This is a genomic window from Meiothermus taiwanensis WR-220, from assembly GCF_003568585.1.
In the GTDB taxonomy this organism is placed as follows: domain Bacteria; phylum Deinococcota; class Deinococci; order Deinococcales; family Thermaceae; genus Meiothermus; species Meiothermus taiwanensis.
The window spans coordinates 243513-267030 of record NZ_CP021130.1 but is presented as its reverse complement, the minus strand read 5'-3'; the positions used below and the strand labels follow the sequence as shown (position 1 = coordinate 267030).

The window sequence follows — 23518 nt, the reverse complement described above, 5'->3', positions numbered from 1 at the left end:
GGTCTACCCTGGATTTTTTATGAGTGTGCCTAACAAGAAAGCGATAGCCTGAGGTATGAACGATTTTGCACTCACCCGACTGCGGGCCTGGATGGAAGGCCAGGGTTTTGCGCGTTTTTTTGTACAGCAGCCCGAGAACTTCGCCTGGCTTACCGGCGGCGACAACACCGTGGTCGCCTTTCGCCCGGTGGCGGCCTGGCTCGAGGTCACCCCCGACGGCGTGCGGCTCCACGCCTCGCAGATCGAGGCCGGGCGGCTATTGGACGAGGAGGTACCGGGCCTCGAGGTCGTGCGCTACCCCTGGTACAGCCCGCCCGCCCCCCAGGGGCCCAGCGACAGCGAGCACGACCTCACCCCTTTGCGCCTGGTGCTCTCGCCGGAAGAACAGGCCCGCTACCGCGCCCTGGGGCGGGATGCCGCGGCGGCCCTGGGCGAGAGCCTCCGCTTCGCCGACCCCGGCTGGAGCGAGTACGAGCTGGCCGGGGCCATCAGCGAGGAGCTCCTGTCCAAGGGCATCCAGCCCCTGGTTCTGCTGGTCGCCGGTGAGGAACGGCTCTTCCGCTACCGCCACCCCATCCCCAAGCAGCAGCCCCTGGGGCGGCTGTTTATGGGGGTAATCTGTGGGCGGCGGCACGGCCTGATCGCCAATGTGAGCCGCCTGCGCAGCTTCGGTCACCCGGAGGCCCAGCGCCTCAACCAGCAGGTCTGCCAGATCGAGGCCGCCGCCCTCGAGGCCTCGAGGCCCGGCGCAACCCTGGGCGAGGTGCTGGAAAGCATCCGCACCGCCTACCAGGCCATCGGCCAGCCCCAGGAGTTTGAAAACCACCACCAGGGCGGCCTGACCGGCTACAAAAGCCGCGAGGTGCTGGCCCGGCCCGGCAACCCCACCCGGCTCGAGCCCGGCATGGCCCTGGCCTGGAACCCCAGCCTGCCCGGCGCCAAGGTCGAGGACACCTTCTTGCTGACAGAAACGGGGTTGGAAAACCTCACTCAAGACCCGAACTGGCCGACGATGCAGATAAGTGGGCGCTGGCGTCCGATGGTGCTCGAGGGCTAATACCCCTGTCTTCTCTATCCTGACCAGGTTATGTTCAAAGATATCTTTGGCACCGATCCCGCCGTATCCGTCGCGGCTCCCGGCCGCGTCAACCTGCTGGGCGAACACACCGATTACAACGGGGGGTTTGTCCTCCCCACCCCCCTCCCCTACCAGACCTATATCGAAGCCGCCCCCGCCGAGGGCCTCGAGGCCTACGCCGAAAACTTTCAGGAGCACAAAAGCCGCGGGCTGGAGGTGGCCCGGCAGGGGGACTGGCTGGATTACCTCGCAGGCTGCGTGTGGGCGCTGCGCCGGCAGGGGTATGCCGTGCCGGGCCTGCGGGCCTACATCCGCAGCGAGGTGCCCATGAGCGGGGGGCTCTCGAGCTCGGCGGCGCTGGAAGTGGCCACCCTGCGGGCCTTGCGCGCGCTTTATGGCCTTCCCCTCGACGATGTGCAGATCGCCCTGCTGGCCCAGCAGGCCGAGGTGGAGTACGTGGGCGTGCGCTGCGGCATCATGGATCAGATGGCCTCCTCGGTGGGGCGGCTGGGGTACGGGCTGTTTCTGGACACCCAAAGCCTAAAGACCCGGCTGGTGCCCCTGCCGCCCGGCTACCGGGTGGCCGTGGTGGACTCCTCGGTACCGCGCCGCCTGGCCGAGTCGGGCTACAACACCCGCCGCAGCGAGTGCGAGCAGGCCTGCGCGCTCCTGGGGGTGCCGTCGTTGCGCGCACTCTCCCCTGCCGACCTTCCGCGCCTCGAGGCCCTGCCCGAGCCCCTGAACCGCCGGGCCCGCCACGTGGTCAGCGAGAACCAGCGCGTGCTGGAGGGGGTGGCGGCGCTGGAGCAGGGCGATATCCAGCGCTTCGGCGAGCTGATGGTGGCCTCGCACCGCTCGCTACGCGACGATTACGAGGTCTCGATCCCCGAGCTCGACCGGCTGGTGGAGGCCGAGCTGCGCCACGGGGCTGTGGGGGCCCGCCTGACCGGGGCCGGCTTTGGCGGCTCGACGGTGGCGCTGGTCGAGGCCTCTAAATACGAAGATTTCAAAAAGGGCGTCTTGCAGGACTACCCCAGGGCACGCTTTTTTTGAGCTCGAGCCTCTCCGGTATAATCCCGACCATGGCCGATCTTCCCCCCATCCTGGCGGTGTTCGCCCACCCCGACGACGAAGCCTTCCCCACCGGCGGCACCCTGGCCCACTACGCCCGGCAGGGGCATCCGGTCTACCTGGCCTGCGCCACCCGGGGCGAGGCCGGGCAGCTCAAAGACCCCGCCCTACCCGTGGAGGATATGGGCGCATGGCGCACCCGGGAGCTCGAGGCCTCCTGCCGGGCCCTGGGCCTCCAGCCCCCCATCTTTCTGGGCTACCACGACTCGGGCTGCAACGAGCGGCTGCGCCGCGACGACCCCCAGGCCCTCCACAACGCCAACCTGTGGGAGGTGGAGGCCAAAATCCGCGAGCTTATAGCCAAGCTTCAACCCAAAATCCTGATCACCTTCGACCCTCACGGGGGCTACGGACACCCCGACCATCTGGTCATTCACCGCGCCACCACCGCCGCGTTCTTCTCCACAGGCCACCTGCCCAACCCTCCAGCGCGCCTTTTCTACAGCGTTTTCACCAGCGAATACGCCGCCGCCATGCAGCAAAGCGGCCAGGCCAACAGCATCCTGGGCGGCCTCGACCCCCAGGTCTTCGGCGTGGCCGAGAACACCTTGGCGGTGCGGATGAACGTGCAGGCCTACCTCCCCCAAAAGCGAGCGGCCATCGCCGCCCACCGCTCGCAGTTCACCGAGCGCATAGAGGCCATGAACGCCACCCTCGAGCAGCAAACCCTCATGGAGCAGTTGATCTCATACCAAATCTCCCTCGAGGTGACACCTATAGTAGGATTGGGGAATGGGTCGTAGGATTGCCCCAATCGATTGGACTGAAAGCGCAGAGGAGCTGGAGGCACAGTATAGACGGGAGAAGCACCTGGAACGACGTAAACGGCTGCAGGCGATGTGGCTGGTACGTCGAGGCAAAGCTGCACAGGATGCGGCCAAAGAAGTGGGGATTGGACGTAAAACCCTCAACCGGTGGCTGGCTTGGTATCGGGCCGGGGGATTGCAGGAGGTGTTGAAGCGCGTACCGGGCTGGGGGGTCAAGGTCAGTCGAGCCTGGTTGGATCAAGACCAACAACTGGAACTGCGAGCCGAGAGTGCCCAAGGAAGCTTTCGCACCTACGAAGAAGCGCGGCAGTGGGTGCAACAACGCTTTGGGGTGCAGTACAGCTATAAAGGCCTCTATGGGCTGATGGCTCGATGGAAGATTCACCCCAAAGTACCGCGACCGAGTGCTGCCAAGGCCGATGCGGCAGCGCAAGCGCGCTGGAAAAAGGGGGGCTCAAAGCCCTGATAGCCGAGCAGCTCCACCGAGGGGGTCAGACCCTGGGGGAGGCTCTGGGCCGGATTGGGTTTAGCGATGAGCTGCGGTTGGGACTGCTGGGTCAAGTTCGACGGGTGCTGGCGCCTCGGGGGGTGAAGGTCGTTCAAACGGTACAGCGGGCATACCAGTATGCCTACCTGCTGCTGGCGGTGATACCGGCCATCGGTCAGTTGAGGTGGGGTTGGATTCCCCGCCTGAAGCAAGAACACCTCAAACCGGTGCTGGAGCAATGGGGGTTAGCCATCAACGTTTGGGATGGGGCGGGGGTTCATCGGGGTCGTAGCCTATCCGAGCTAGCGGGGAGTCGTATCCTTCAACCGGCCTATTCGCCCGAGCTCAATCCTGCCGAGCGGGTGTTTGAGGAGGTCAGGCGGGCCATTGAAGGCAAAGTGTACCCTTCGCTGGAACACAAACGCCTGGCTGCCGAGGAGTTCCTCACCCAGCTTGCGGCTGATCCAACCAGGGTCAAGCGGCTTTGCTTTTGGCCTTGGATTCAAGAGGCTTTATGTGTCACCTCGTCGTAGAGTTGGTATCAGTAGAAACCTTCGCCCTGGGCGGAACCCGCGGCCCCATCCCGCGCTGGCCCTTGCAGGATCTGTTCGATGGTCTGTAAAGCACTCAGGCTTTGGGCGCCTCGCGCCCGGAGTCCTCACCCCACGGCAGGGAACGGATCTCCTCCGGGGTGATCTGGTACTTCTCCGCGCACCAGTGGCACTGCACCTCAGCCCCCCCGTCCTGCTCGATCATTTCTTCACGTTCCTCCGGCGAAAAATAGACCAGGGCGCTGAGAGCCCGTTCCCGGCTGCAGCGGCAGCGGAACGCCAGGGGAATATATCCTTCACGGAAGCCCACCGCGCTCAGATCGGTAGGATCATAGCCCAGGCCCTCCAATAAGGTCTCGACGGCCCCATTCAACCCTTTTTCTAGAAGCAAATCGGTGATACCGGTACGACCCTGCAGGTTGCGCTCGAGCCTCTCAATCACCTCGTCGGGGCAGCCCGGCAATACCTGAATTGCCACACCCCCTGCGATCTGCACCTCACCCTGTCCATGCAACCGCACCCCCAGCAGCACCGCCGAGGGGATCTGCTCCGACTGCCACAAATAGCGAGCCAGGTCTTCAGCGATCTCGCCGCTTACCAGCTCCACGCTGGACTGGTATATCTCTTCATTGGATAAAAGCCGGTCAACCCTGAGTTCACCCTTACCAATGGCCGATCCCACATCAAGCTTGCCATCGAACCTTAGGGGTGGATTGGCCTGGGGATTCTTAACATAGCCCCGCACAAACCCATCCGGCGCAGCCTCCACCACCGCTCCACCCAGCGGCCCATCCCCCATAAACTGCAAACTTATCCGCTCCTTGGGGGTTTTAGAAAGCAGAAAAGTTAGAAGCAAGACCCCGCTCATGGCCCGGCCCAGCGCAGCGGTCGCGGTGGGCGAAAGCCGATGGCGTTCCCTGGCTTCCTCAGCAATATCGGTGGTTTCTACGGCCAGCACCCGCAGGTTTCCCTCTGCAGCCAGCCCACGAATCAAACGACCCATAACTTTCCGATTCTAACAGCAACATCCCCTGCAAAAGGGTGTTGGTTCAGGGTTTCGCGATTGCAAATCCATCACCAAACAATACCAGCCGTAGTTCATTGTGCCGTGTTGCTCTAGAATACTCTGACATGTTTCGAGTATCCTGGGCCATATGAACCTCGACTCCCCCCGTATTCTGGTGCTCAATGCCGGGTACGAACCCCTGGGCCTGGCCAGCGTCAAGCGCGCCGTCATCCTGGTTATGAACGGAACCGCCGAGGTGGTCGAGGAAAGCGGCGAATACCTACGAACTCCCAGTACCCCCTACCCCATCCCCAGCATTATCCGCCTCAAACGCCTTGTTCGCCGCCCTCCGGGGCGGCTTGCCCTTAACCGTCGGAATATTCTGCGCCGCGATGGCTACACCTGCCAGTACTGCGGTAAGCGCGGGGGCGATCTCACAGTAGACCACGTCTTCCCCAAAAGCCGGGGGGGGCGCAGCATCTGGGAAAACCTGGTTACCGCCTGCCGTCCTTGCAACCTTAAAAAGAAAAACCGCACCCCCGAGGAAGCCGGGATGCGTTTGGCTCGCCGCCCCATCGCGCCGCGTCATAGCCTGCTGCTGGTGGCCGACCTACCCCACCTGCCCGAGGCCTGGCGCACTTATCTGCCTGATATGGATCATCCCCGCTAAGCCAAACTCCTTTAGGGTGTTGAAAACAAAACCCCCTGCCATGCCAGCAGGGGGATATGGTGATTTGGAGCGGGAAACGGGACTCGAACCCGCGACCCCAACCTTGGCAAGGTTGTGCTCTACCAACTGAGCTATTCCCGCAAAGAAAAAAACCTCTGCGCTGCCCTACTCTCCCAGGCCCCTTCGAGCCAAGTACCATCGGCGCAGGCACGTTTCACTTCCGTGTTCGGAATGGGAACGGGTGGTACCATGCCGCTATGAGCACAGAGGTTTCCAATGTTTTACTTTTCAAAGTTGGATTGAAAAAGGGGTAGAGGAGGGAAGGGGTATCCAGATCAGTGCATAAAGGTCAAGACCTCGGACGATTCGCACGGGTCGGCTCAACGCATCGCTGCGCGTACACCTCCCGCCGATCCACCCGGTATTCTACCGGGGTCCTTACCGGATTGACTCCGTGAGAAGGCTCATCTTGGGGCAAGTTTCCCGCTTAGATGCTTTCAGCGGTTATCTCTCCCGTACTTGGCTACCCTGCTTATGCCCTTGGAAGAACAGCAGGAAAACCAGCGGTACGTCCACTCCGGTCCTCTCGTACTAGGAGCAGCCCCCCTCAACCTTCTTGCGCTCGTGACGGATAGAGACCGAACTGTCTCACGACGTTCTGAACCCAGCTCGCGTGCCACTTTAATGGGCGAACAGCCCAACCCTTGGGACCTTCTTCAGCCCCAGGATGTGACGAGCCGACATCGAGGTGCCAAACGATTCCGCCGCTATGGACGCTCGGGAATCATCAGCCTGTTATCCCCAGGGTAACTTTTATCCGTTGATCTATGGCCCTTCCACACAGAACCACAGGTTCACTAGGCCCCGCTTTCGCGTCTGCTCGGCTTGCAGGCCTCACAGTCAGGCTCCCTTCTACCCTTGCGCTCTCTGGTGGGTTTCCGTCCCACCTGAGGGAACCTTTGGGCGCCTCCGTTACCTTTTGGGAGGCGACCACCCCAGTCAAACTGCCCATCAAGCCCTGTCCCCGTCAACGGGTTAGAAATCCAGACGTCTCAGGGTGGTATCTCACCGTCGCCTCCACCGAGACCAAAGCCCCGGCTTCATAGGCTCCCACCTATCCTGCGCAGAAACGGCCGAATCTCAAGGCCAGACTACAGTAAAGCTCCATGGGGTCTTTTCGTCCTGCCACGAGTAGGCTGCATCTTCACAGCCAGTTCAATTTCACCGGGTCCCTCGCTGAGACAGCGCGCTGATCGTTACGCTTTTCGTGCAGGTCGGAACTTACCCGACAAGGAATTTCGCTACCTTAGGACCGTTATAGTTACGGCCGCCGTTCACTGGGGCTTCGGATCAGGGCTTGCACCCCTCCCCTTGACCTTCCAGCACCGGGCAAGCGTCGCTCCGTATACTTCCACTTACGTGTTCGCACAGAGCTGAGTTTTTGGTAAACAGTCGCCAGCGCCTATTCACTGCGGCTCGCTCATCGCGAGCACCCCTTCTCCCGAAGTTACGGGGCTAGATTGCAAAGTTCCTTAGCGAGGGTTCTCCCGCGCGCCTTGGTGCATTCACACCCACCCACCTGTGTCGGTTTACGGTACGGGTACTGCGCAGTTATGCTTAGAGGCTTTTCTCGGCTCCATGGCTTCAGCGAGTTGTCACCTTGCGGCTTCCACACCACCCACCGGTAACGGACTACGGATTTGCCTGTAGTCCCCTTTGGGCTTCTGTCCGGGCTCGTCCATGGCTCCGGTTCGCCTAGCCTAAAGCGTCCCCCCATCGCACTGCGCAGTAGGACTGGAATATTAACCAGTTGTCCGTCGGCCTCGCCTCTCGGCTTATCCTTAGGCCCCGCCTAACCCTACGATGACGACCATCGCGTAGGAAACCTTGGGTTTACGGCGAAGGGGATTCCCACCCCTTTTATCGTTACTCATGCTGGCATTCGCACTTCCCGTACCTCCACCACTCCTCACGGTATGGCTTCATCGGCATAGGGAACGCTCCTCTACCACTCAACCAGGCAAAGCCCGGCTAAGTCCGCGAATTCGGTGACAGGTTTAAGCCCCGATCATTTTCAGCGCAGGGTCACTCGACTAGTGAGCTATTACGCACTCTTTAAAGGATGGCTGCTTCTAAGCCAACCTCCTAGCTGTCTGGGCAACCCCACATCTTTATCCACTTAACCTGTACTTGGGGACCTTATTCGGCGGTCTCTGTTGTTCCAGCGCTCGGACACGGATGTTAGCACTCGTGCCCTCACTCCCGGACTCCATTTCGGACCCTTCAGAGTTTGAAAGGGTTTGGTAGGCTGGTAGGCCCCCTAGCCCTATCAGTGCTTTACAGGCCCAAATAAGCATCCGAGGCTGACCCTAAAGTCATTTCGAGGAGAACCAGCTATCTCCCAGATCGGTTAGCTTTTCACTCCTAACCCCAGCTCATCCGAAGGATTTGCATCTCCCACCGGTTCGGCCCTCCACGCGGTGTCACCCGCGCTTCAGCCTGGCCAGGACTAGCTCTCTGGGTTTCGGGTCTACGGCAGCCGACTATGCGCCCTGTTCGGACTCGCTTTCGCTACGCCTCCGCCTTCCGGCTTAAGCTCGCCGACTACCGTAAGTCGCCAGCTCATGCTTCAATAGGCACACCAAAAGACCGCTACTCGCGTAGATAGTCCTTTGATTGCTTGTAAGCACACGGTTTCAGGTTCTATTTCACTCCCCTCCCGGGGTTCTTTTCACCTTTCCCTCACGGTACTGGTCCGCTATCGGTCACCTAGAGTATTTAGCCTTACGCGGTGGGCCGCGCAGATTCACCCATAGCTCCACGAACCACAGGCTACTCGGGTACTGGCTACTAGCCTCCGCCTTTCGTCTACAGGACTTTCACCTTCTCTGGTGGGCTTTCCCAAAACCCTTCGACTAGACTTCCGCTTCGATATCGCCAGCCCCACAACCCCGCTGAGCACGCTCAACGGTTTAGGCTCCTCCCCTTTCGCTCGCCGCTACTCAGGGAATCGATTCCTCTTTCTTCTCCTCTGGGTACTTAGATGTTTCAGTTCCCCAGGTTCCCCCCACCCGTAGGTGGTGACCTGTGTTCCCACAGGCCGGGTTCCCCCATTCGGACATCCCGGTATCAACGCTTACTACCAGCTCCACCGGGCTTTTCGCAGGTAATCACGTCCTTCATCGGCTTAGGTGCCAGGGCATCCACCGTGTGCCCGTTCTATCTTGACCTTACTCTCCTCCTCAGGGATTCCCCCCGAAGATAAAGGCCTATTCACACCACCCTGCAACGCCCCCATCGCTCACGCATATGAAAGCGCCCAGAATGGACTTCCTTCCTACTCCTTACTACCCCTTTTTCATGATCCTCGCGCCTGCTTCCTATCGCGGCGCAACGAGAAGAATATCAAAGGCAGTAAAAGCTGTCAATAGGGGTTCTGGCTTGGAGGGGGGGGCACGCTGAAAATTAGCGCCTCGAGCACCGCTTATGCTTATGAATATGAAGCAGAATCTATCTGTCGAGGAAGCCCTGGAGATGGTATTGCAGGAGGCCAGGCCCCGGCAAACCATCGAGCACCTGCCTTTAGCCGCAAGCTATGGTGCGGTTTTAGGGGAGGATCTGATCTCGAAGGTGCATCACCCCTCTGCCGACGACACCTCGGTAGACGGCTACGCCTGCCTCGAGGCCGACACTCGAAGCGCTTCTCTGGGCAACCCAGTCCGGCTAAGGGTCATCGGGCAATCCCCCGCAGGCAAACCTTTTTCTGGAAGGATTGGGAGAGGTGAGGCTGTGCAGGTTTTTACCGGTGCCCCCATTCCCCCTGGGGCCGACGCGGTAATTCGCGTGGAGGATACCCTGCGCGAAGGCGAGTTTGTATGGCTGATGAAACCTGCTTCAGCTACGGATATCCGCCGTAAGGGGGACGATCTGGTAGAGGGGCAGACCTATCTGCGCAAAGGCGATCTGCTTACGCCAGGACGGGTGGGGCTGGCCGCGGCCATGGGGTATGCCACCCTGCCGGTGGTGAAGCGGCCCCGGGTGGGCATTTTGTCTACTGGGGATGAGGTGGTTGAGCCCGGGGAGGCGCTGCCCTATGGGGGTGTGTACAACTCCAACAGCTACTCTTTAGCGGGACTGGTGGTGGAGGCCGGGGGTGAGCCTGTTATTTTGCCCAAGATCTCAGACAGCGTAGAAGGCTTGCGCACCCAGCTACAGCGGGCCGGGCAGCTCGACCTGCTTCTTACCAGCGGGGGGGTCTCGATGGGGGAGTACGACATCGTGCGGCGGATGCTCGAGCGCGAGGGGGAGATCCATTTCTGGAAGGTTCGCATGCAGCCTGGAGGCCCTTTGCTCTTTGCCACCTGGAATGGACTGCCCCTGCTGGGCCTGCCGGGCAACCCGGTCTCGGCCATGGTTACCTTTTTGCTTTTCGGGCGGCCTTTGCTCTTCAAGCTGCTCGGGCGCACCGACCCACCCCTCAGCCGGCGCCGGGCCATCGCCGATACCCCCTTTGAGGCCAACCCCACCCGCCGGGCCTACCGCCGGGCCGTGCTGCGCTGGACGGAGGAGGGCTACCGTGTGGCCACCACCGGGAACCAGTCGAGTGCGGTACTGCGGTCAATGGCGGTGGGGAATGCCCTGGTGGTGCTCGAGGCCGGCGTTTCAGCTCAGCCGGGCGAGATCGTGGAAGTAATACCTTTCCCCGGCACGACTTGACAAAACCCCTCCCATCCCCCACACTGCAAGGGTTGCGCTTACTCAAAACCGCAGGGTGCGGTCGGGCGCATGGTTCAACAAAGCCGTACATCCTACCCCTGTACAGTTTGGACATTCGGTTCTTTCTGGGATGAGCGGCTCGAACCCTATGGGGTTGGTTTCGCCCAGCGTGGCATTCAGCCCACACCCAAAAGGACGTTAGAAACATGGAGTTTTCTGCATTTACGTTAAGACCCGAGGTTGCCCAGGCTATAAAAGCCAAAGGTTTCACCACCGCCACCCCCATCCAGGCCGCGGCCATCCCGCTGGCCCTGGAGGGCAAAGACGTGCTGGGCCAGGCCCGCACCGGCACCGGCAAGACCCTGGCCTTTGGCATACCCATCGCCCACCGGCTGGACGCGGCCCGTGAGCGGGGGCGCGCCCCCCGGGCCTTCGTCCTCACCCCTACCCGTGAGCTGGCCCTTCAGGTGGCCAAGGAGCTGGAGTGGCTGGCCCCACACCTGACCATCACCCCCATCTACGGCGGCACCGGTTACGGCAAGCAGGCCGAGGCCCTCAGGCGCGGCAGCGATGTGGTGGTGGCCACCCCAGGCCGGGCCATTGATTACCTGGAGCAGGGCGTGCTCGACCTTTCCAGGGTTGAGATGGTGGTGCTCGACGAGGCCGACGAGATGCTCTCGATGGGCTTCGAGGAAGCGGTGGAGCAGCTCTTAGAAGCCACCCCGCCCACCCGCCAGACCCTGCTGTTCTCGGCCACCCTGCCCACCTGGGCCCGCCGCCTTTCGGAGCGCTACCAGAAGGCGGCCATTCATATCAACGTCATCAAGGACGAGGCCATCTCCTACGAGGAAGTAGCGATCCAGGCCCCCCTGCACAACCGCCTCTCGGTGCTTTCGGATCTGCTGTTCGCCTACGCCCCCGAGCGCGCCATCGTCTTTACCAGCACCAAGGCCGAGTGCAACGACCTGGCCCTGGGCCTGGAGAGCCGGGCCCATAGCGCGGCCCCCATCCACGGCGATATGAGCCAGATTGACCGCGAGCGGGTGATGGAGCGCTTCCGCAGTGGGGCGGTGAGCGTGCTGGTGGCGACCGATGTGGCCGCTCGAGGGCTGGACATCCCCGAGGTAGACCTGGTGGTGCACTACCGCCTGCCCGATCAAAACGAGTCGTACCTGCACCGCTCGGGCCGCACCGGGCGGGCCGGGCGCTCGGGCAAGGTGGTGATTCTTTATGGCCCACGGGAGAAGCGTGAACTGGAGACCCTCGAGCGCGAACTCAAGCGCAACTTCAAGCGGGTGAACCCGCCCACCCCTGAGGAGGTCATGGCCGCCAAATGGGCCGGGCTGGCCCGCCGCATCGCAAGGCAGCCCGAGGCCGATAAAAAGCTCTGGCGCGAACAGGCCGAGCGCCTGATTGCCGAGGGCGGCGTAGACGCCGTGGCCGGGATGCTGGCCCTGATTCTGGGCGGCGCACCCACCCCCAAGAGCCTGCTGACCGGTGAGGAGAACTGGGTCACGGTCAAGCTCTCGGGCTCGCGTATCAGCGTGAACCGGGCGGTGGCGGTGTTGAAGGGCGCCGGAGCCGGGGAGATTGGCCGGATTCGCCTGGATGGGGATGTGGCCGCATACGTGGACATCCGCCCCGAGGATCTGGGCAAGCTGGATCACACCGCCCTACGCGACCTGCGCCTCACCAGGGCCACCGAGGTTCCCGCCGAAGCCCGGCCGTCCGAACGCCAGGCACAGGGCTTTGTGCGCGCTCAGGGCAAACGCCAGGGCCAGGGTCACCGCGAAGGCAGTGGACAGCGCCGCGGCCAGGGTGGGCGCCTTTTCGAAGGCCCGGCCGAAGACCGCCGCGAAGGGGAGCGTCGGCGGGTCGTGTACCGATAAACGATCTACAAGCAAAAGCCCCCTCGAGCGAGGGGGCTTTTTTTAAGCCTGCAAACGCGGGCGGCGCGCCCGGAGCAGAAGCCAGATGCCGGCCAGGAGCAGCAGGAGGGGCAGCCCCCACTGCAGCAAGAACCCCAGCAGACCCGCGGCCACGCCAATGGCACTGCCCACCACCCACAGCACCAGGCCCAGAACCATCAACACCAGCAGCAGCGGGAAGAGCATTACCCCCAGCACCGCCAAGGCCGGCAGGGCCGCAACGGCCAGCACCACCCCCAGGATGGGCCCCAGCAAACCCGTGACCAGCAGAACGGCCAGCACCACCAGCGACCACCCGAGTAGTTGCATGCCCTGAGGGTAGCGCATCCGGGGGTGGGGGTCGTAAGCCCCCTCACACTTCAAAGCTCCTCATCGCCACCCAAGCCCTGCTTACGGAAGCGGGCCACCAGCACGGGTGCGAGCAACGAGAGCCCCGCCAGCACCCACAGCCCAACGGCAATGGGGCTGCTGAACAGATAGCCCACGTCGCCGTTGCTGATGGTCATGGCCCGGCGCAGGTTGATCTCCATCAGGTAGCCCAGCACCAACCCCAGGAGCACCGGGGCCAGGGGAAACTCGAGCTTGCGCATCAGGTAGCCCACCAGCCCAAACACCGCCATCAGGAACAGGTCGAAGGGGTTGTTGTTGACCGCATAGACCCCAATGAAGCTGATGGCCAGCACCGCCGGAACCAAAAACCAGGCCGGCACCGCCAGAAGCCGCACAAAGAGGCCCACCAGGGGCAGGTTCAGGAGCAACAGCACCGCGTTGCCCACGTACATCGAGGCAATCAGACCCCAGACCACCTCGGGGTGCTTTTGGAACATCTGCGGCCCCGGCGTTACCCCCAGGCTCATCAGGGCCCCCAGCATGATGGCGGTCGTACCGCTACCGGGCAGGCCCAGGGTGAGCAGGGGAATCATGGCCCCGCCCGCCGCGGCGTTGTTGGCCGACTCGGGGGCCGCCACACCGCGCAGGTCGCCCTCACCAAAGCGGGCCTTGGAACCCAGCAGACGCTTCTCGGTGGTGTAGGCCACGAAGCTGGCAATGGAGGCCCCCGCGCCGGGCAGAACCCCTATCAGAAAACCCAGCACGCTGCTGCGCAGAATGGTGAAGAGCGAGCCCATGAAGTCCTTGAAGGAGAGGTAGATGCGCCCCACCTGGGCCCGCACGGCCCCAGGGGTTTTCTCCTCCAATAGCATCAGCACCTCGCTCACCGCGAAGAGGCCGATGGCCACCACCAGAAAATCCATGCCGTCTTCCAGTTGCAAAAAGCCAAAGGTGTAGCGCGAGATGCCCGACTGGGGATCCTGGCCCACGGTGGCCAGCATCAGGCCAAAGCCCGTGGCAATCAGGGCTTTAAACAGGTTCTTGCCCGCCAGGGCCGAGAGGGTGGAGAAGCCAAAGACCATCAGGGCGAAGTACTCGGCCGGCCCGAAGCGGATGGCCCACTGGGCCAGCAAAGGCCCCAGGGTCATCAGGCCCACCACCGAGAGGGTGCCGGCGATGAACGAACCCCAGGCCGCCATGGCCAGGGCCGGGCCGGCTTGGCCCTGTTTGGCCAGCTTGTTGCCGTCGATGGCCGTGACCACCGAGGAGGTCTCGCCGGGGATGTTGAGCAGGATGCTGGTGGTGGAGCCGCCGTACATGGCCCCGTAGTAGATGCCGGCCAGCAGAATCAGGGCCGACTCGGGCGGCATCTTGAGGGCAAAGGTGAGGGGCACCAGCAGGGCCACCCCGCTGATGGGGCCGATGCCGGGCAGCACCCCGATCAGCGTACCCACCAGGCAGCCCAGCACCACCAGGAGCAGGTTGAAGGGCTCCAGGGCCACTCCAAAACCGTTTAGAAGCGCTTGCAGGATGTCCATAGGCCGCTCCTATCCGAAAATCCGGCCCACCGGCAGGGTTACACCCAGGCCTTCGGTGAACAGGAAGTAGACCGCCAGGGTAAAGGCCAGCGCCCCCAAAAGCCCCTGCCACCAGCGCGCCCCAAACAAAACCGAGAGCAGGGTCATCTCGAGGGTGGTGGTGAGGATAAAGCCCAGCGGAACCACCAGGTAGGCGTAGGCCACCAGGCTCAGGAGCACCAGACCCAGCACCGGCCAGAAGCGCGGGGGGGGCCAGGTGGGGTTGGGGTCGGGCTTGAAGATTAGCCACAGGGCCGAAAGCCCCACCAGAATGGCGATGATGTAGGGGAAAGGCCGGGGGCCTAAGGGGTCGGAGAGGAAACCCACCTGCATCCGGCTGGCCTCGAGGGCATACCCCAGGGCCAGGAACAGAATCAGGATGCCTACGATGCGATCGGTCATAAGGGAGGCTCAAACGTATGGCCGACAGCCAGCAGCGGTGGGCCCTGGGCTATCGGCCATGATGCTTAGGGGCTAGCGGATGATGCCCAGCTCGCGTGAGAGGTTGCGGAACTGGTTGACCTGGCGGTCAATGAAGACCTGGAACTCGGCGCCGATCATGAAGAACTGGCCCAGGCTGTTCTGCTCGCGAATCCTGGCCCACTCGGGGCTGCGCTCCACCTGGCGCAGCGCGTTGGCCCAGAACTCATAGGCCGGGGTGGGCATGTTCTTGGGCACATAGAAGCCCCGCCAGACCACCCACTCCACGTTGTAGCCCAGCTCCTTGAGGGTGGGCACGTTGGCGTAAGGCGCGGGGAGGCGGCGGGGTGACATCATCCCCAGCACCCGCACCGTGCCGGCCTCGACCTGGGCGCGAAGCTCCGAGGCATCGCCGGCAAACACCTGGATAAAGCCCCCCAGCAAGGAGGTCAGGGCCTGGCCGCCACCGTCGAAGGGCACGTACTTGATCGAGCGCGGCTCGAGTCCCACCGCCCGGCCCAGCAGCAGCACCTTCATGTGATCCTGACCACCCACGGCGCTCCCACCCCCCACCGCAATCTTGCTGGGGTCGGCCTTCCAGGCCGCCACCAGCTCCTGCATGGTTTTCCAGGGGGCATCGGCTTTGACTGCTACCAGGCCAAAGTCGGCAGCCACGGCGCCCAGCCAGCGCACGTCGCGCTCGGTAAAGCGGCTGAACTGCCCCTGGGCCAGGCGCACCGTGGTGGCGGGGCTGGCCGCCACAATCAGGTTGGGGTCGTCGCCCCGTTGGGTGACCACGTTGGCGTAGGCCACCCCCCCACCACCCCCGGTTACGTTGGTGACCTTAATCGGTTGATTCACAATCTTGAGGTCTTGCATGACCTGGGCCACGCTGCGGCAGGTAAAGTCCCAGCCGCCACCGGCACCAGCGGGCGCAATACACTCAGGGTTGCGCGGGGTGAACTGGGCCAGCGCACCACCAATAGTCAGTACAACCACAGCCAACGTTACCCATCGCATCGTCTGTCCTCCTATGTTCAGCAAAAATCACCTGAGGTGTTGAGTGTCTAAGATTCTATCCCGTTGGCCCTGCCCGTCAAGACCGCCGGGCGCCCAGCAGAATAGAACCCTCGAGGCTTTTTAGCAGGGCCTCCCTCGAGCGCTCGAGGTGCTTCTGTAAGAAGCTCGCGGCCTCCTCAGCCTGCCCCTGCTGTACCAGCTCAATCAGCTGCAGGTGATCGCTCAGGGCCTGGTCGGCCCCCTGTGGACGGGTGATCTCGAGGTAGCGGGCCCGGTAGATGCGCTGCAGAACCTGGGCCAGCGAGGCCACCACAAAGCGGTTCCCGGTGAGCTTGGCCAGGGCCAGGTGAAAGTCGGTGGCTTTCTCCAGTTCCACCTCGGGGTCGAGGTCGGCCTCCACCGAGGCCAGCAGCTCCCGGAGCTGGCGGGCGTTGGGCCGTCGGGCCGCCGCCACCCGGATAATCTGGCCCTCGAGCCAGTGGCGAAACTCGAAGGCCTCCTCCAGCTCGGCCAGGTCGAGGGGGGCTACCGTATAAACCCGCCCGGTGCGCTGCGCCAGCCCTTCCCGAAATAGCTGCTGGATGGCCGCCCGGATGGGCGTGCGGGAAACCGCCAAGATTTCTTCCAGTTTGCGCTCAACCAGGGGCTCGCCGGGCTTCAACTCCAGCGAGAGAATCATCCGGCGCAGACGACGATAGGCTTCTTCGGTTTGCGGAGCAAGCATAGCGTATGCAGAATATGCTATCGGCTTTGGTATACCAGCTCAACTCGAGCCCACACAAATGGCCCGACCCCCGCGCCCTACACCAAGTGAGCAGGGCCCGCTCCGGCCAGGGCCAGAATTTTCTGATCCAGCCTCGATAGGGGCCGGTGCAGCGGGTTCTCTCCGGCCATCCAAGGGGCCCTGTAAACCCGAATATGCAGCTTTCGGTGGGTGAACTCGTGGTGCACGGGGCCTAGCAGTTCGGCTGAATCCAGTCCAAATCGGGCCAGCAAGCGCTCCAGGGCCCCCGGCCCTTCCTCCATCGGAACCCCCCACAGCCCGCCTAAAACCGGCCCTTGCCGCCGTTCCAGATAAACCCCTGCGGGCCCTTGCAGTACCAGCGCAACCAGCTCGAGGCTTTTCTGCTTGCGCACTTTGGCGGCGGGGTAGCGCCCCGGGCTGGCCTTCCCCCGGCAGAAGGCAGCCACCGGACAGCCCCCGCAGCCCGGATTTTGGGGTGTGCAAATCGTGGCCCCCAGCTCCATCAGGGCCTGGTTCCAGTCGCCAGGGTGGGCATTGGTAGCGGATAAAAGTGCATCGGCGGTCTCCTGCACCTGCTTTGGGGTGGGATGCTCCCAGGCAAAAAGGCGCGACAACACCCGCCGCACGTTGCCATCCACCGCCGCCACCGGCTCCCCAAAGGCAATGGAAGCCACCGCCGCTGCAGTGTAGGGGCCAATGCCCGGCAAGGCCCGCAGCCCTTGCACCGTTGTTGGGAGTGTGCCCTCGGCAGCAACAACTTGCTGGGCCAGGCGGTGCAGGTTGCGGGCCCGGGTGTAGTAGCCACACCCCTGCCAGACCTGTAGCACCGCTTCCTGCTCGGCCTGGGCCAGGGCCTCGAGGGTAGGGAAGCGCTGTAAGAAGCGATGGTAGTAGGGAATGGCCTGCCCGGCCCGGGTTTGTTGCAGGAGCACCTCCGACAGGAGAACCTTGTAGGGATCCCGCTCCCCCCGCCAGGGCAGCTCGCGCTTGTGGCACCGGTACCAGGTAAGCAGGGCGCTGTGTAGATCGCTGGACATAGGAAGCTCGAGCACCAAAGGCCGGCGGCGCTGATGGCGAGATCTAGCCTAAAAGCTGCCGGTGCACCACCATCAAGCAGCGGTTCTGCACCACCTCAACCCCGGCCTGCCGCAGGCTATCTGCAAAAGCATCGTTCACAATGCCCGACTGCAGCCAGACCATTTTAGGCCTGGTTGCGAGAAGCTCGTCCAGATGACCCATCAGGACCTCGCTGCGGCGAAACACGTTCACGATGTCTATGGGGCCATCCAGATCGCTCAGCCTGCCCACCACCGTCCGCCCCCAGAGCACCTGCCCGGCGTAGGCCGGGTTAACCGGTAGCACGGCGTAGCCCCTTCGGGCCAGGTAGTCGGGCACGTAAAAGGCGGCTTTGGCGGGGTTGGGATGTGCGCCCAGCACCGCTATGGTGCGGGCCTGGAGCAAAAACTCGCGCAGGTTTTCCATACCGGCTTACCTCCCGCTGGGGCTACGGCCGGCCCCCAAAGGCCCGCAGCAGCGCCAGCATCTCCTCATGGCCGGCCTCCAGGGCAATATCCATCAGCGTTTTGCCCTGGAAGTTCTTCCAGCCCAGGTCGGGGTGCGCGTGTTCCAGCAGCCAGCGCGCCACCGCCGTATCACCCCGGCCCACCGCCAGGCTGAGGGCCAGGCCGCTGCCCTCCCGCGCACCATGGTAAAAGACCAGCTCGAGCATCTCGGGCTGGCTCGAGAGGGCCGCATGGGGTAATAGCGGAATCCCGTGGGCGCTTTTGTGCTGGGCCAGCGCAGGCTCGCGCTGCAACATCTCCCGGACGGTTTCTAGCTGCCCCAGCATGGCCGCCGTGGAGATTTCCAGGGGGGCGCCTCGAGCCAGCAAATACAGGGCAATCTCCCGGTGGCCCACATGGGCCGCTGCCTGAATGGCCGTCTCGGTGTCGCCGGGCCGCCATTCGTGCGCCAGATTGAGCAGCTCGGGGGTTTCGGCCAGCATGGTTTGCACTTTGCTTAGGTCGCCGTGTGCGGCCAGCACAAACTCGCGGATGCGTTCGGGCGTAGGGTGCATGGTCATAGCCTACCGCAGGCTAGGCGAAGCGTTCCGGATGGGCCGCCTGGTACAGCCGCCAGGCCTCCCAGTCGCGGGGGAGGGCCTGCGACTCGGCCCAGTACCAGAAAGGCATCAACAGCGAGCGCGCGGTGCGGGTCTCGTGGTAGAAGATATCGGCTCCCAGGCCGCCTGTTTCCATCAGGCCAGAGTCGTAGTAGGCCTGCAAAGCGGCCTGCAGGTTGTAGGGAATCTGGCGGAAGTCCACCTGCACGTGGTTCTCCCCTATTTCCACCACCATATACTGGGCCCGCACATCGCCGTTGAAGGGAGCCCCCACCGCCCCGCTGTTGAGCACCAGGGCCTCGCCCAGCTGGTACATAAAAGGGCGATGGGTGTGCGAGCCCACCAAAAGCCGCGCCGGGAAGTCCTCGCTGATCTCGCTGAGGGTGCTCGGGGCCTGGTGTTCGTCGTAGCCCTCGCGGTAGTGGCGGGGCGAGCCGTGGGTGGCCCGCAGCAATACCTGCTCACCCAGGCCCTCGGCCTTCTCCAGCCCAAAGGTTCGCCGGGGGGCTTCTCCAATAACCACCTGAAAGGGTAGGTTGTCCAGCCAGTTTAGGTGATCCTGGGATAGCTGGGCCACCGACCAGGCGGTGGGCTCGAACAGGGGGTCGGTGTAAAGGTCGTTGAGCGAGGGATCGCGCTGGGCCCACTTGACCAATAGGTCGTCGTGGTTGCCCAGGGTAAACCAAAACCCCTCAGGGGCCAGGGCCCGGCCCTCTTTGGAGGCGGAAAGGTTGAGCAAACGCTCCAGCACCTCGCGGTTGGAAGGCCCCCGGTTCACCAGGTCGCCGTTGACGATGACCATCTGGGCCCGCACCTCCTTCAGATCGGCCAGGACGGCCTCGAGGGCCGGGAGATTGCCGTGGATATCCGAGAGCACCGCGACGCGCATGGTTAGTTGGCTGGTGTAAAGGGATTCCACTGGAGGGTAATGAGGCCGGTGGCCAAGGCCACGATGACCAGCAGGCTGACCACGCTGAGGGCCTGCAAAAGCAGCCAGAAAAAGTCGCGCAGCCCCCACAGCGGCGAGGTTTTGGGAGTCCGGCGCAGGGCCAGAAAGCCCGCCAGGGCCACGACCCACAAAAACGCCAGAACCACCAGCGCCCTGCCCACAGTCTACTCAGGATAGCAGCGAAGCTCCACGCCAAATAGAAGGGGGCTCTCCATCCTCGGATTACTTACCTTCCGACTGCTCGGGGTTTTGCTTATCCCCTGGGTTGGCGCTGCTCGAGCCCGGCGCACCACTTCCCGGCTGGGTGTTGCCCGGGGGGCTCGAGGGATTGGAAGGCGGGGTGGTCTGCCCCGCGCCCACGCGGGCCCAGGCATAGGAGGCGCGCAACAAATCCAGGTCTTTCTGGTCTACCACCCCATCGCCGTTGAGGTCGCCCTCGAGCTTCGGGGTAGGCGCTGGCTGGCCCTGTGGAGCGTTGGCCGGTTGCGTGGGTTCGGGCTGAGCGGGCTGCGCTTGTCCGGGTTGCACAGGCTGCGCTTGCCCAGGTTGGGTTGGCGGTGCTTGTCCAGGTTGAGGAGGCTGCGCTTGTCCAGGTTGGGGTGGCTGCGCCGGCTCCGAGGCTGTTGGATCGGCGGGCGCTGCCGGAGGATTCTCGACGGCCTGGCCCTCGCTGGCGGGCGAGGTGGGGCTTCCCTGGCTTTGGGGCGGGTTGCTCTCAGGGGCTTGCGGCGCGGTGGGGCGGGGGGTGGCTGGGGCTAGGCGGCGGCCCCAGTTGCGGGCGATGGCCTCGAGGTCGCTGTACCTGTACTTTCCCTCGCTGGCCACCCGTTCGATGGCCGGGGCGTTGCCGGCCAGCTTGCCGTTTTTGTCGTAGAAGGCCACCCGGGTCTCGCGGAAGCTCGCCTCGGGGCGGACTTTTTTGTCGGGTAGGGGGGTGGCGGTAAAGCGGAAGGCCTCGAGGTCCTTGCGCGGGCTGGTAAAGACCGCATCAATGTCCAGCACGCCCTTTTCTTCGTCGTAGCGCAGCACGTACAGCAGGCTGGCATCGGCCTTGAAGCTGTCCAGGGCCGGCTTGAGGTCTCTGAGGGGGATCTGGGCCTGAAAGCCCCGGGCCTCGCGGTCGCGCACCCGGAACAGGTAGGGGAAGGGGTCGGCAACCTCGGCCAGCGGGAAGACCTGATCGAGCCGGGGCGGCGGGGTCTCACCGATCACCAGGGTGACCTTCTGGGTGCGGTTGGAAAGGTTGGCGTCCTCTACGCTCACCGTAAGCTCGAAGCTACCTTTTTCCTGGGGCGTGCCGCTGATGCGGCCGTTGCTATAGACCAGACCCTTGGGCAGGCTGCCCTCGAGGGTGAACCGGTAGGGCCGCACCCCCCCATCGGCGGTCAGGGTGGTGTTGTAGGGCTCGTCCACATAGCCGGGCTCGAGCCGCAGGGTCAGGCGCAAGGGCTGGCGGCTCTGGTTGTTCTGGCTGTCCGAGCCGCAGGCCGCGAGCAAGATACCAAGGAAAACCAACCAACCTAGCAATAAAACCCTGCCCAATACCGGTCGCTGGCGCATAGTATTAGTTTAGGCAGCAAGATGAACCTTCGTTGTGAGAACAGCCCAAAGCCTGCTGCGCTCGTTGCTGGCTGCAGGTTCTCCGACCCTGAAGCCCCTTGTATAGTGGGGGGCATGAGCATTAAACCCGACTGGTGGATACGTGAAAAGGCCAAACAAGGCATGATTGAGCCGTTCGAGGAACGCCTGGTGCGCGAAGGGGTGATTAGCTATGGGCTCTCGAGCTTCGGCTACGACCTGCGGGCGGCCCGGGAGTGGAAAATTTTTGCCAACGTATTCCACACCATCGCCGACCCCAAGGGCCTCGACCCCAAGAGCTTCGTGGACTACGAGGGCGACGAGGTGATCATCCCGCCCAACTCCTTCGTGCTGGCCCGCAGCATGGAGTACATCCGCATGCCCGACAACGTCATGGCCATCGCCATCGGCAAGAGCACCTATGCGCGGGTGGGCATTGTGGCCAACATCACCCCCCTGGAGCCGGGCTGGGAGGGGCACGTCACGCTCGAGTTCTCCAACACCACCCCCCTGCCGGCCAAGATGTACGCCGGCGAAGGGGTGGTACAGCTGGTCTTCTTCGAGGGCGAGCGCCCCGAGGTGACCTACAGCGACCGCAAAGGCAAGTACCAGGGCCAGCGGGGCATCACCCTGCCGCGCATCTGAGCTGGCGTGTTCTCATCCGGGCCGGTAGACTGGATGGGATGCGCGCTGCTTTGCTAATCGCCGCTCTGCTGGCCCTGGCCATCGCCGCTTTCTTCCTCTGGCAAGGCAACGGCGGAGCAAAGAGTGGCTTTGGAGGAAAGATGGAAGCCCTGCCCTACAAGTCCGACCGGCCGGTGACCCGGTTTGCCAAGCCCGAACAGGTGATCGACCCGACCAAGTTCGACTACTACGCCGAGATTGAGACCAGCAAAGGCCGAATCGGCATAGACCTGTTCGAAACCGAGGCCCCCATCACCGTTAACTCGTTTGTGTTTCTGGCCCTGCACCGCTACTTCGAAGGCATCGTGTTCCACCGGGTGATTCCGGGGTTTGTGGCCCAGACCGGCGACCCCACCGGCACCGGCATGGGCGGCCCCGGCTACCAGTTTGGCCTCGAGGTCACCCCCAGGCTCAACTACGACAGAAAAGGCCTGCTGGGCATGGCCCGCACCATGGACCCCAACTCCAACGGCAGCCAGTTCTTCATCACCTACGGCCCTACGCCCAACCTTAACCAGCAGTACACCATTTTCGGGCAGGTGGTGGAGGGGATGGACGTGGTCGAGCGCATCGCCCCCACCGAGGGCCCTCTGGCCAGCCGGGAGCGCGACAAGATCCTCTCGGTGAAGATTTTTGCTAAAAGTAAAAGTAAATGATCCCCGAAGGCACCCGCTACTTTCTGCCCCCGGAAGCCCGCCTGCGCCGCGAACTGCAAGAACGCCTGGCCAGGCTGCTGTATAGCTGGGGCTACGAGCCGGTGGAGCTGCCGGCCCTCGAGCTCTACGACCCCCAGCACGCCCTGGCCGAGCGGGCCTTCAAGCTGGTGGACAAAACCGGCGAGGTGCTGGCCTTGCGCTCGGAGTTCACCACCGCGGTGGCGGGGCTGCTCAAAAGCAACGGGCGGTTGGTAGCCGGCCAGCCGGTGCGCCTGCAGTACGCTGGAAACCTCTGGCTGCGCGAGGCCAACGCCGAGCTGGGGCGCAGCCGCGAGTTTTGCCAGGTGGGGGCCGAGCTGGTGGGGGTCTCGAGCCCCCGCGCCGACGCCGAGGTGCTCGAGCTGGCCTGGGCCTGCTTGCAGCTGGTGGGCTTTGCCGAGGCCAGGATCGAGGTGGGGCTCCCCGCGCTGGTGCGGGATCTGCTGGATGCCACAGGCCTGCCCGGCGAGCAAAAGGAGCGCCTGCGCCAGGCCATCCACCGCAAGAACAGCCCTGAGCTCGAGGCCTTGCTCAAGGACTACCAGGTGCATCCGGGCCTGCAAACCGCTCTGCTGGCCCTGCCCGACCTGTACGGCGGACGCGAGGTGCTGGCCGAGGCCCGCCGGCTGCCCCTATCGGAGAAGGCCCAGGCCGACCTGGACTGGCTCGAGGCGGTGCTGGCCCTGCTGCCCGAGGTGCCCTTGCTGCTCGACTTAGGCCGGGCCCGGCTTCTGAACTTCTACACCGGCCTCAACTTCCAGGCCTACACCCCCGACTTCGGCCTGCCCCTCCTGGGCGGAGGCCGCTACGATGGGGCCCTGCTCCCTTATGCCGCGGGCTTCGCCCTGGGCCTGGAACGGGTGATGGAGGCCCTGCGCCTGCCGCTGTCCGAGCCCCCCCCAGAAGTTCTGGCGCTGGATCGGGCCCTAGCCCGCCAGCTACGGGCCGAGGGCAGGCGGGTGGAGCTGGCCTGGACCGATAATCTGCGCGAGCTAAAGGAATACGCCTTAGAAAAAGGCATCGGCTGGCTGGCGGTGGAGGGCCGGCTCGAGCCCATCCAGTAG

At 63.6% G+C, this 23518-nt stretch carries 23 protein-coding genes, 1 tRNA gene and 2 rRNA genes; 11 read left to right on the top strand and 15 right to left on the bottom strand.

Translation table 11 applies throughout. The features are described 5' to 3' along the window. The first annotated feature begins 55 nt into the window (after positions 1–55). The 5 genes from MTAI_RS01430 to MTAI_RS01410 all read left to right on the top strand — a co-directional run bounded on the left by MTAI_RS01430 (position 56) and on the right by MTAI_RS01410 (position 3996). Entirely contained in the window at positions 56–1057 is a 1002-nt protein-coding gene (locus MTAI_RS01430) for a M24 family metallopeptidase (protein ID WP_027888644.1), read from the top strand. A 30-nt stretch (positions 1058–1087) separates the two neighbouring features. Further along, positions 1088–2131, top strand: a complete 1044-nt coding sequence (gene galK, locus MTAI_RS01425; protein WP_027888643.1) for a galactokinase — start codon at positions 1088–1090, stop codon at positions 2129–2131. 29 nt (positions 2132–2160) lie between these two features. Next, on the top strand, positions 2161–2952 hold the full coding sequence (locus tag MTAI_RS01420) for a PIG-L deacetylase family protein (RefSeq protein WP_027888642.1): 792 nt from the start codon (positions 2161–2163) through the stop codon (positions 2950–2952). Next, entirely contained in the window at positions 2942–3442 is a 501-nt protein-coding gene (locus MTAI_RS01415; RefSeq protein ID WP_081439958.1) for a winged helix-turn-helix domain-containing protein, read from the top strand. The genes MTAI_RS01420 and MTAI_RS01415 overlap by 11 nt, the downstream gene beginning before the upstream one ends. 122 nt (positions 3443–3564) lie before the next feature. Continuing rightward, complete coding sequence (locus tag MTAI_RS01410; RefSeq protein WP_157413585.1) at positions 3565–3996, top strand: transposase; 432 nt, start codon at positions 3565–3567, stop codon at positions 3994–3996. A gap of 94 nt (positions 3997–4090) precedes the next feature. Here the strand turns inward: MTAI_RS01410 and hslO are convergent, their stop codons facing one another. Continuing rightward, the gene (gene hslO / locus MTAI_RS01400) at positions 4091–5017 is read right to left on the bottom strand and encodes an Hsp33 family molecular chaperone HslO (RefSeq protein WP_027888968.1); all 927 of its coding nucleotides are present in this window, start codon (positions 5015–5017) and stop codon (positions 4091–4093) included. 151 nt (positions 5018–5168) lie between these two features. Between hslO and MTAI_RS01395 the strand changes: the two genes are divergently transcribed. Then, entirely contained in the window at positions 5169–5690 is a 522-nt protein-coding gene (locus tag MTAI_RS01395) for an HNH endonuclease (RefSeq protein ID WP_024050607.1), read from the top strand. Between the two features lie 65 nt (positions 5691–5755). Here MTAI_RS01395 and MTAI_RS01390 read toward each other — a convergent pair. From MTAI_RS01390 to MTAI_RS01380, 3 genes are all read right to left on the bottom strand, one after another. Next, positions 5756–5831: transfer RNA gene (locus MTAI_RS01390), tRNA-Gly, on the bottom strand. An 11-nt stretch (positions 5832–5842) separates the two neighbouring features. Then, positions 5843–5959, bottom strand: a 5S ribosomal RNA gene (rrf, locus tag MTAI_RS01385). Positions 5960–6035: 76 nt separating this feature from the next. Further along, positions 6036–8920, bottom strand: a 23S ribosomal RNA gene (locus MTAI_RS01380). Between the two features lie 268 nt (positions 8921–9188). Here MTAI_RS01380 and MTAI_RS01375 point away from each other — a divergent pair. Next, positions 9189–10406, top strand: a complete 1218-nt coding sequence (locus MTAI_RS01375) for a molybdopterin molybdotransferase MoeA (protein ID WP_027886522.1) — start codon at positions 9189–9191, stop codon at positions 10404–10406. Positions 10407–10612: 206 nt separating this feature from the next. Further along, entirely contained in the window at positions 10613–12295 is a 1683-nt protein-coding gene (locus MTAI_RS01370) for a DEAD/DEAH box helicase (RefSeq protein ID WP_027886523.1), read from the top strand. A gap of 42 nt (positions 12296–12337) precedes the next feature. Here the strand turns inward: MTAI_RS01370 and MTAI_RS01365 are convergent, their stop codons facing one another. The 11 genes from MTAI_RS01365 to MTAI_RS01315 form a co-directional block, all read right to left on the bottom strand. Beyond that, the gene (locus MTAI_RS01365) at positions 12338–12643 is read right to left on the bottom strand and encodes a hypothetical protein (protein ID WP_027886524.1); all 306 of its coding nucleotides are present in this window, start codon (positions 12641–12643) and stop codon (positions 12338–12340) included. A gap of 50 nt (positions 12644–12693) precedes the next feature. Next, a complete protein-coding gene (locus tag MTAI_RS01360; protein ID WP_027886525.1) occupies positions 12694–14202 on the bottom strand; it encodes a tripartite tricarboxylate transporter permease in 1509 nt (502 codons plus the stop codon). A gap of 9 nt (positions 14203–14211) precedes the next feature. Then, on the bottom strand, positions 14212–14643 hold the full coding sequence (locus MTAI_RS01355) for a tripartite tricarboxylate transporter TctB family protein (RefSeq protein WP_027886526.1): 432 nt from the start codon (positions 14641–14643) through the stop codon (positions 14212–14214). Between the two features lie 72 nt (positions 14644–14715). Beyond that, on the bottom strand, positions 14716–15681 hold the full coding sequence (locus tag MTAI_RS01350; protein WP_027886527.1) for a Bug family tripartite tricarboxylate transporter substrate binding protein: 966 nt from the start codon (positions 15679–15681) through the stop codon (positions 14716–14718). A gap of 76 nt (positions 15682–15757) precedes the next feature. Then, entirely contained in the window at positions 15758–16405 is a 648-nt protein-coding gene (locus tag MTAI_RS01345) for a GntR family transcriptional regulator (RefSeq protein ID WP_027886528.1), read from the bottom strand. A gap of 77 nt (positions 16406–16482) precedes the next feature. Further along, the gene (gene mutY, locus MTAI_RS01340) at positions 16483–17463 is read right to left on the bottom strand and encodes an A/G-specific adenine glycosylase (RefSeq protein ID WP_027886529.1); all 981 of its coding nucleotides are present in this window, start codon (positions 17461–17463) and stop codon (positions 16483–16485) included. Positions 17464–17506: 43 nt separating this feature from the next. Beyond that, on the bottom strand, positions 17507–17908 hold the full coding sequence (locus MTAI_RS01335; RefSeq protein WP_027886530.1) for a CoA-binding protein: 402 nt from the start codon (positions 17906–17908) through the stop codon (positions 17507–17509). A gap of 22 nt (positions 17909–17930) precedes the next feature. Then, positions 17931–18509 (bottom strand): ankyrin repeat domain-containing protein, encoded by a 579-nt coding sequence (locus tag MTAI_RS01330; protein WP_027886531.1) that lies wholly within the window; start codon positions 18507–18509, stop codon positions 17931–17933. Between the two features lie 13 nt (positions 18510–18522). After that, positions 18523–19437 (bottom strand): metallophosphoesterase family protein, encoded by a 915-nt coding sequence (locus tag MTAI_RS01325; RefSeq protein ID WP_027886532.1) that lies wholly within the window; start codon positions 19435–19437, stop codon positions 18523–18525. A gap of 2 nt (positions 19438–19439) precedes the next feature. Beyond that, positions 19440–19658 carry a hypothetical protein gene (locus MTAI_RS01320; RefSeq protein ID WP_027886533.1) on the bottom strand — a complete coding sequence of 73 codons (219 nt, stop codon included), beginning with the start codon at positions 19656–19658 and terminating at the stop codon, positions 19440–19442. 61 nt (positions 19659–19719) lie between these two features. Next, complete coding sequence (locus tag MTAI_RS01315; protein ID WP_027886534.1) at positions 19720–21057, bottom strand: Ig domain-containing protein; 1338 nt, start codon at positions 21055–21057, stop codon at positions 19720–19722. 114 nt (positions 21058–21171) lie between these two features. Between MTAI_RS01315 and dcd the strand changes: the two genes are divergently transcribed. The 3 genes from dcd to MTAI_RS01300 are packed head-to-tail and all read left to right on the top strand — an operon-like array spanning position 21172 to position 23518. Continuing rightward, the gene (dcd, locus tag MTAI_RS01310; protein ID WP_027886535.1) at positions 21172–21720 is read left to right on the top strand and encodes a dCTP deaminase; all 549 of its coding nucleotides are present in this window, start codon (positions 21172–21174) and stop codon (positions 21718–21720) included. Positions 21721–21758: 38 nt separating this feature from the next. Then, positions 21759–22415: a peptidylprolyl isomerase gene (locus MTAI_RS01305; protein WP_027886536.1), complete on the top strand. Its 657-nt coding sequence runs from the start codon at positions 21759–21761 to the stop codon at positions 22413–22415. Continuing rightward, complete coding sequence (locus MTAI_RS01300; RefSeq protein ID WP_027886537.1) at positions 22412–23518, top strand: ATP phosphoribosyltransferase regulatory subunit; 1107 nt, start codon at positions 22412–22414, stop codon at positions 23516–23518. Before MTAI_RS01305 ends, MTAI_RS01300 begins: the two co-directional genes overlap by 4 nt.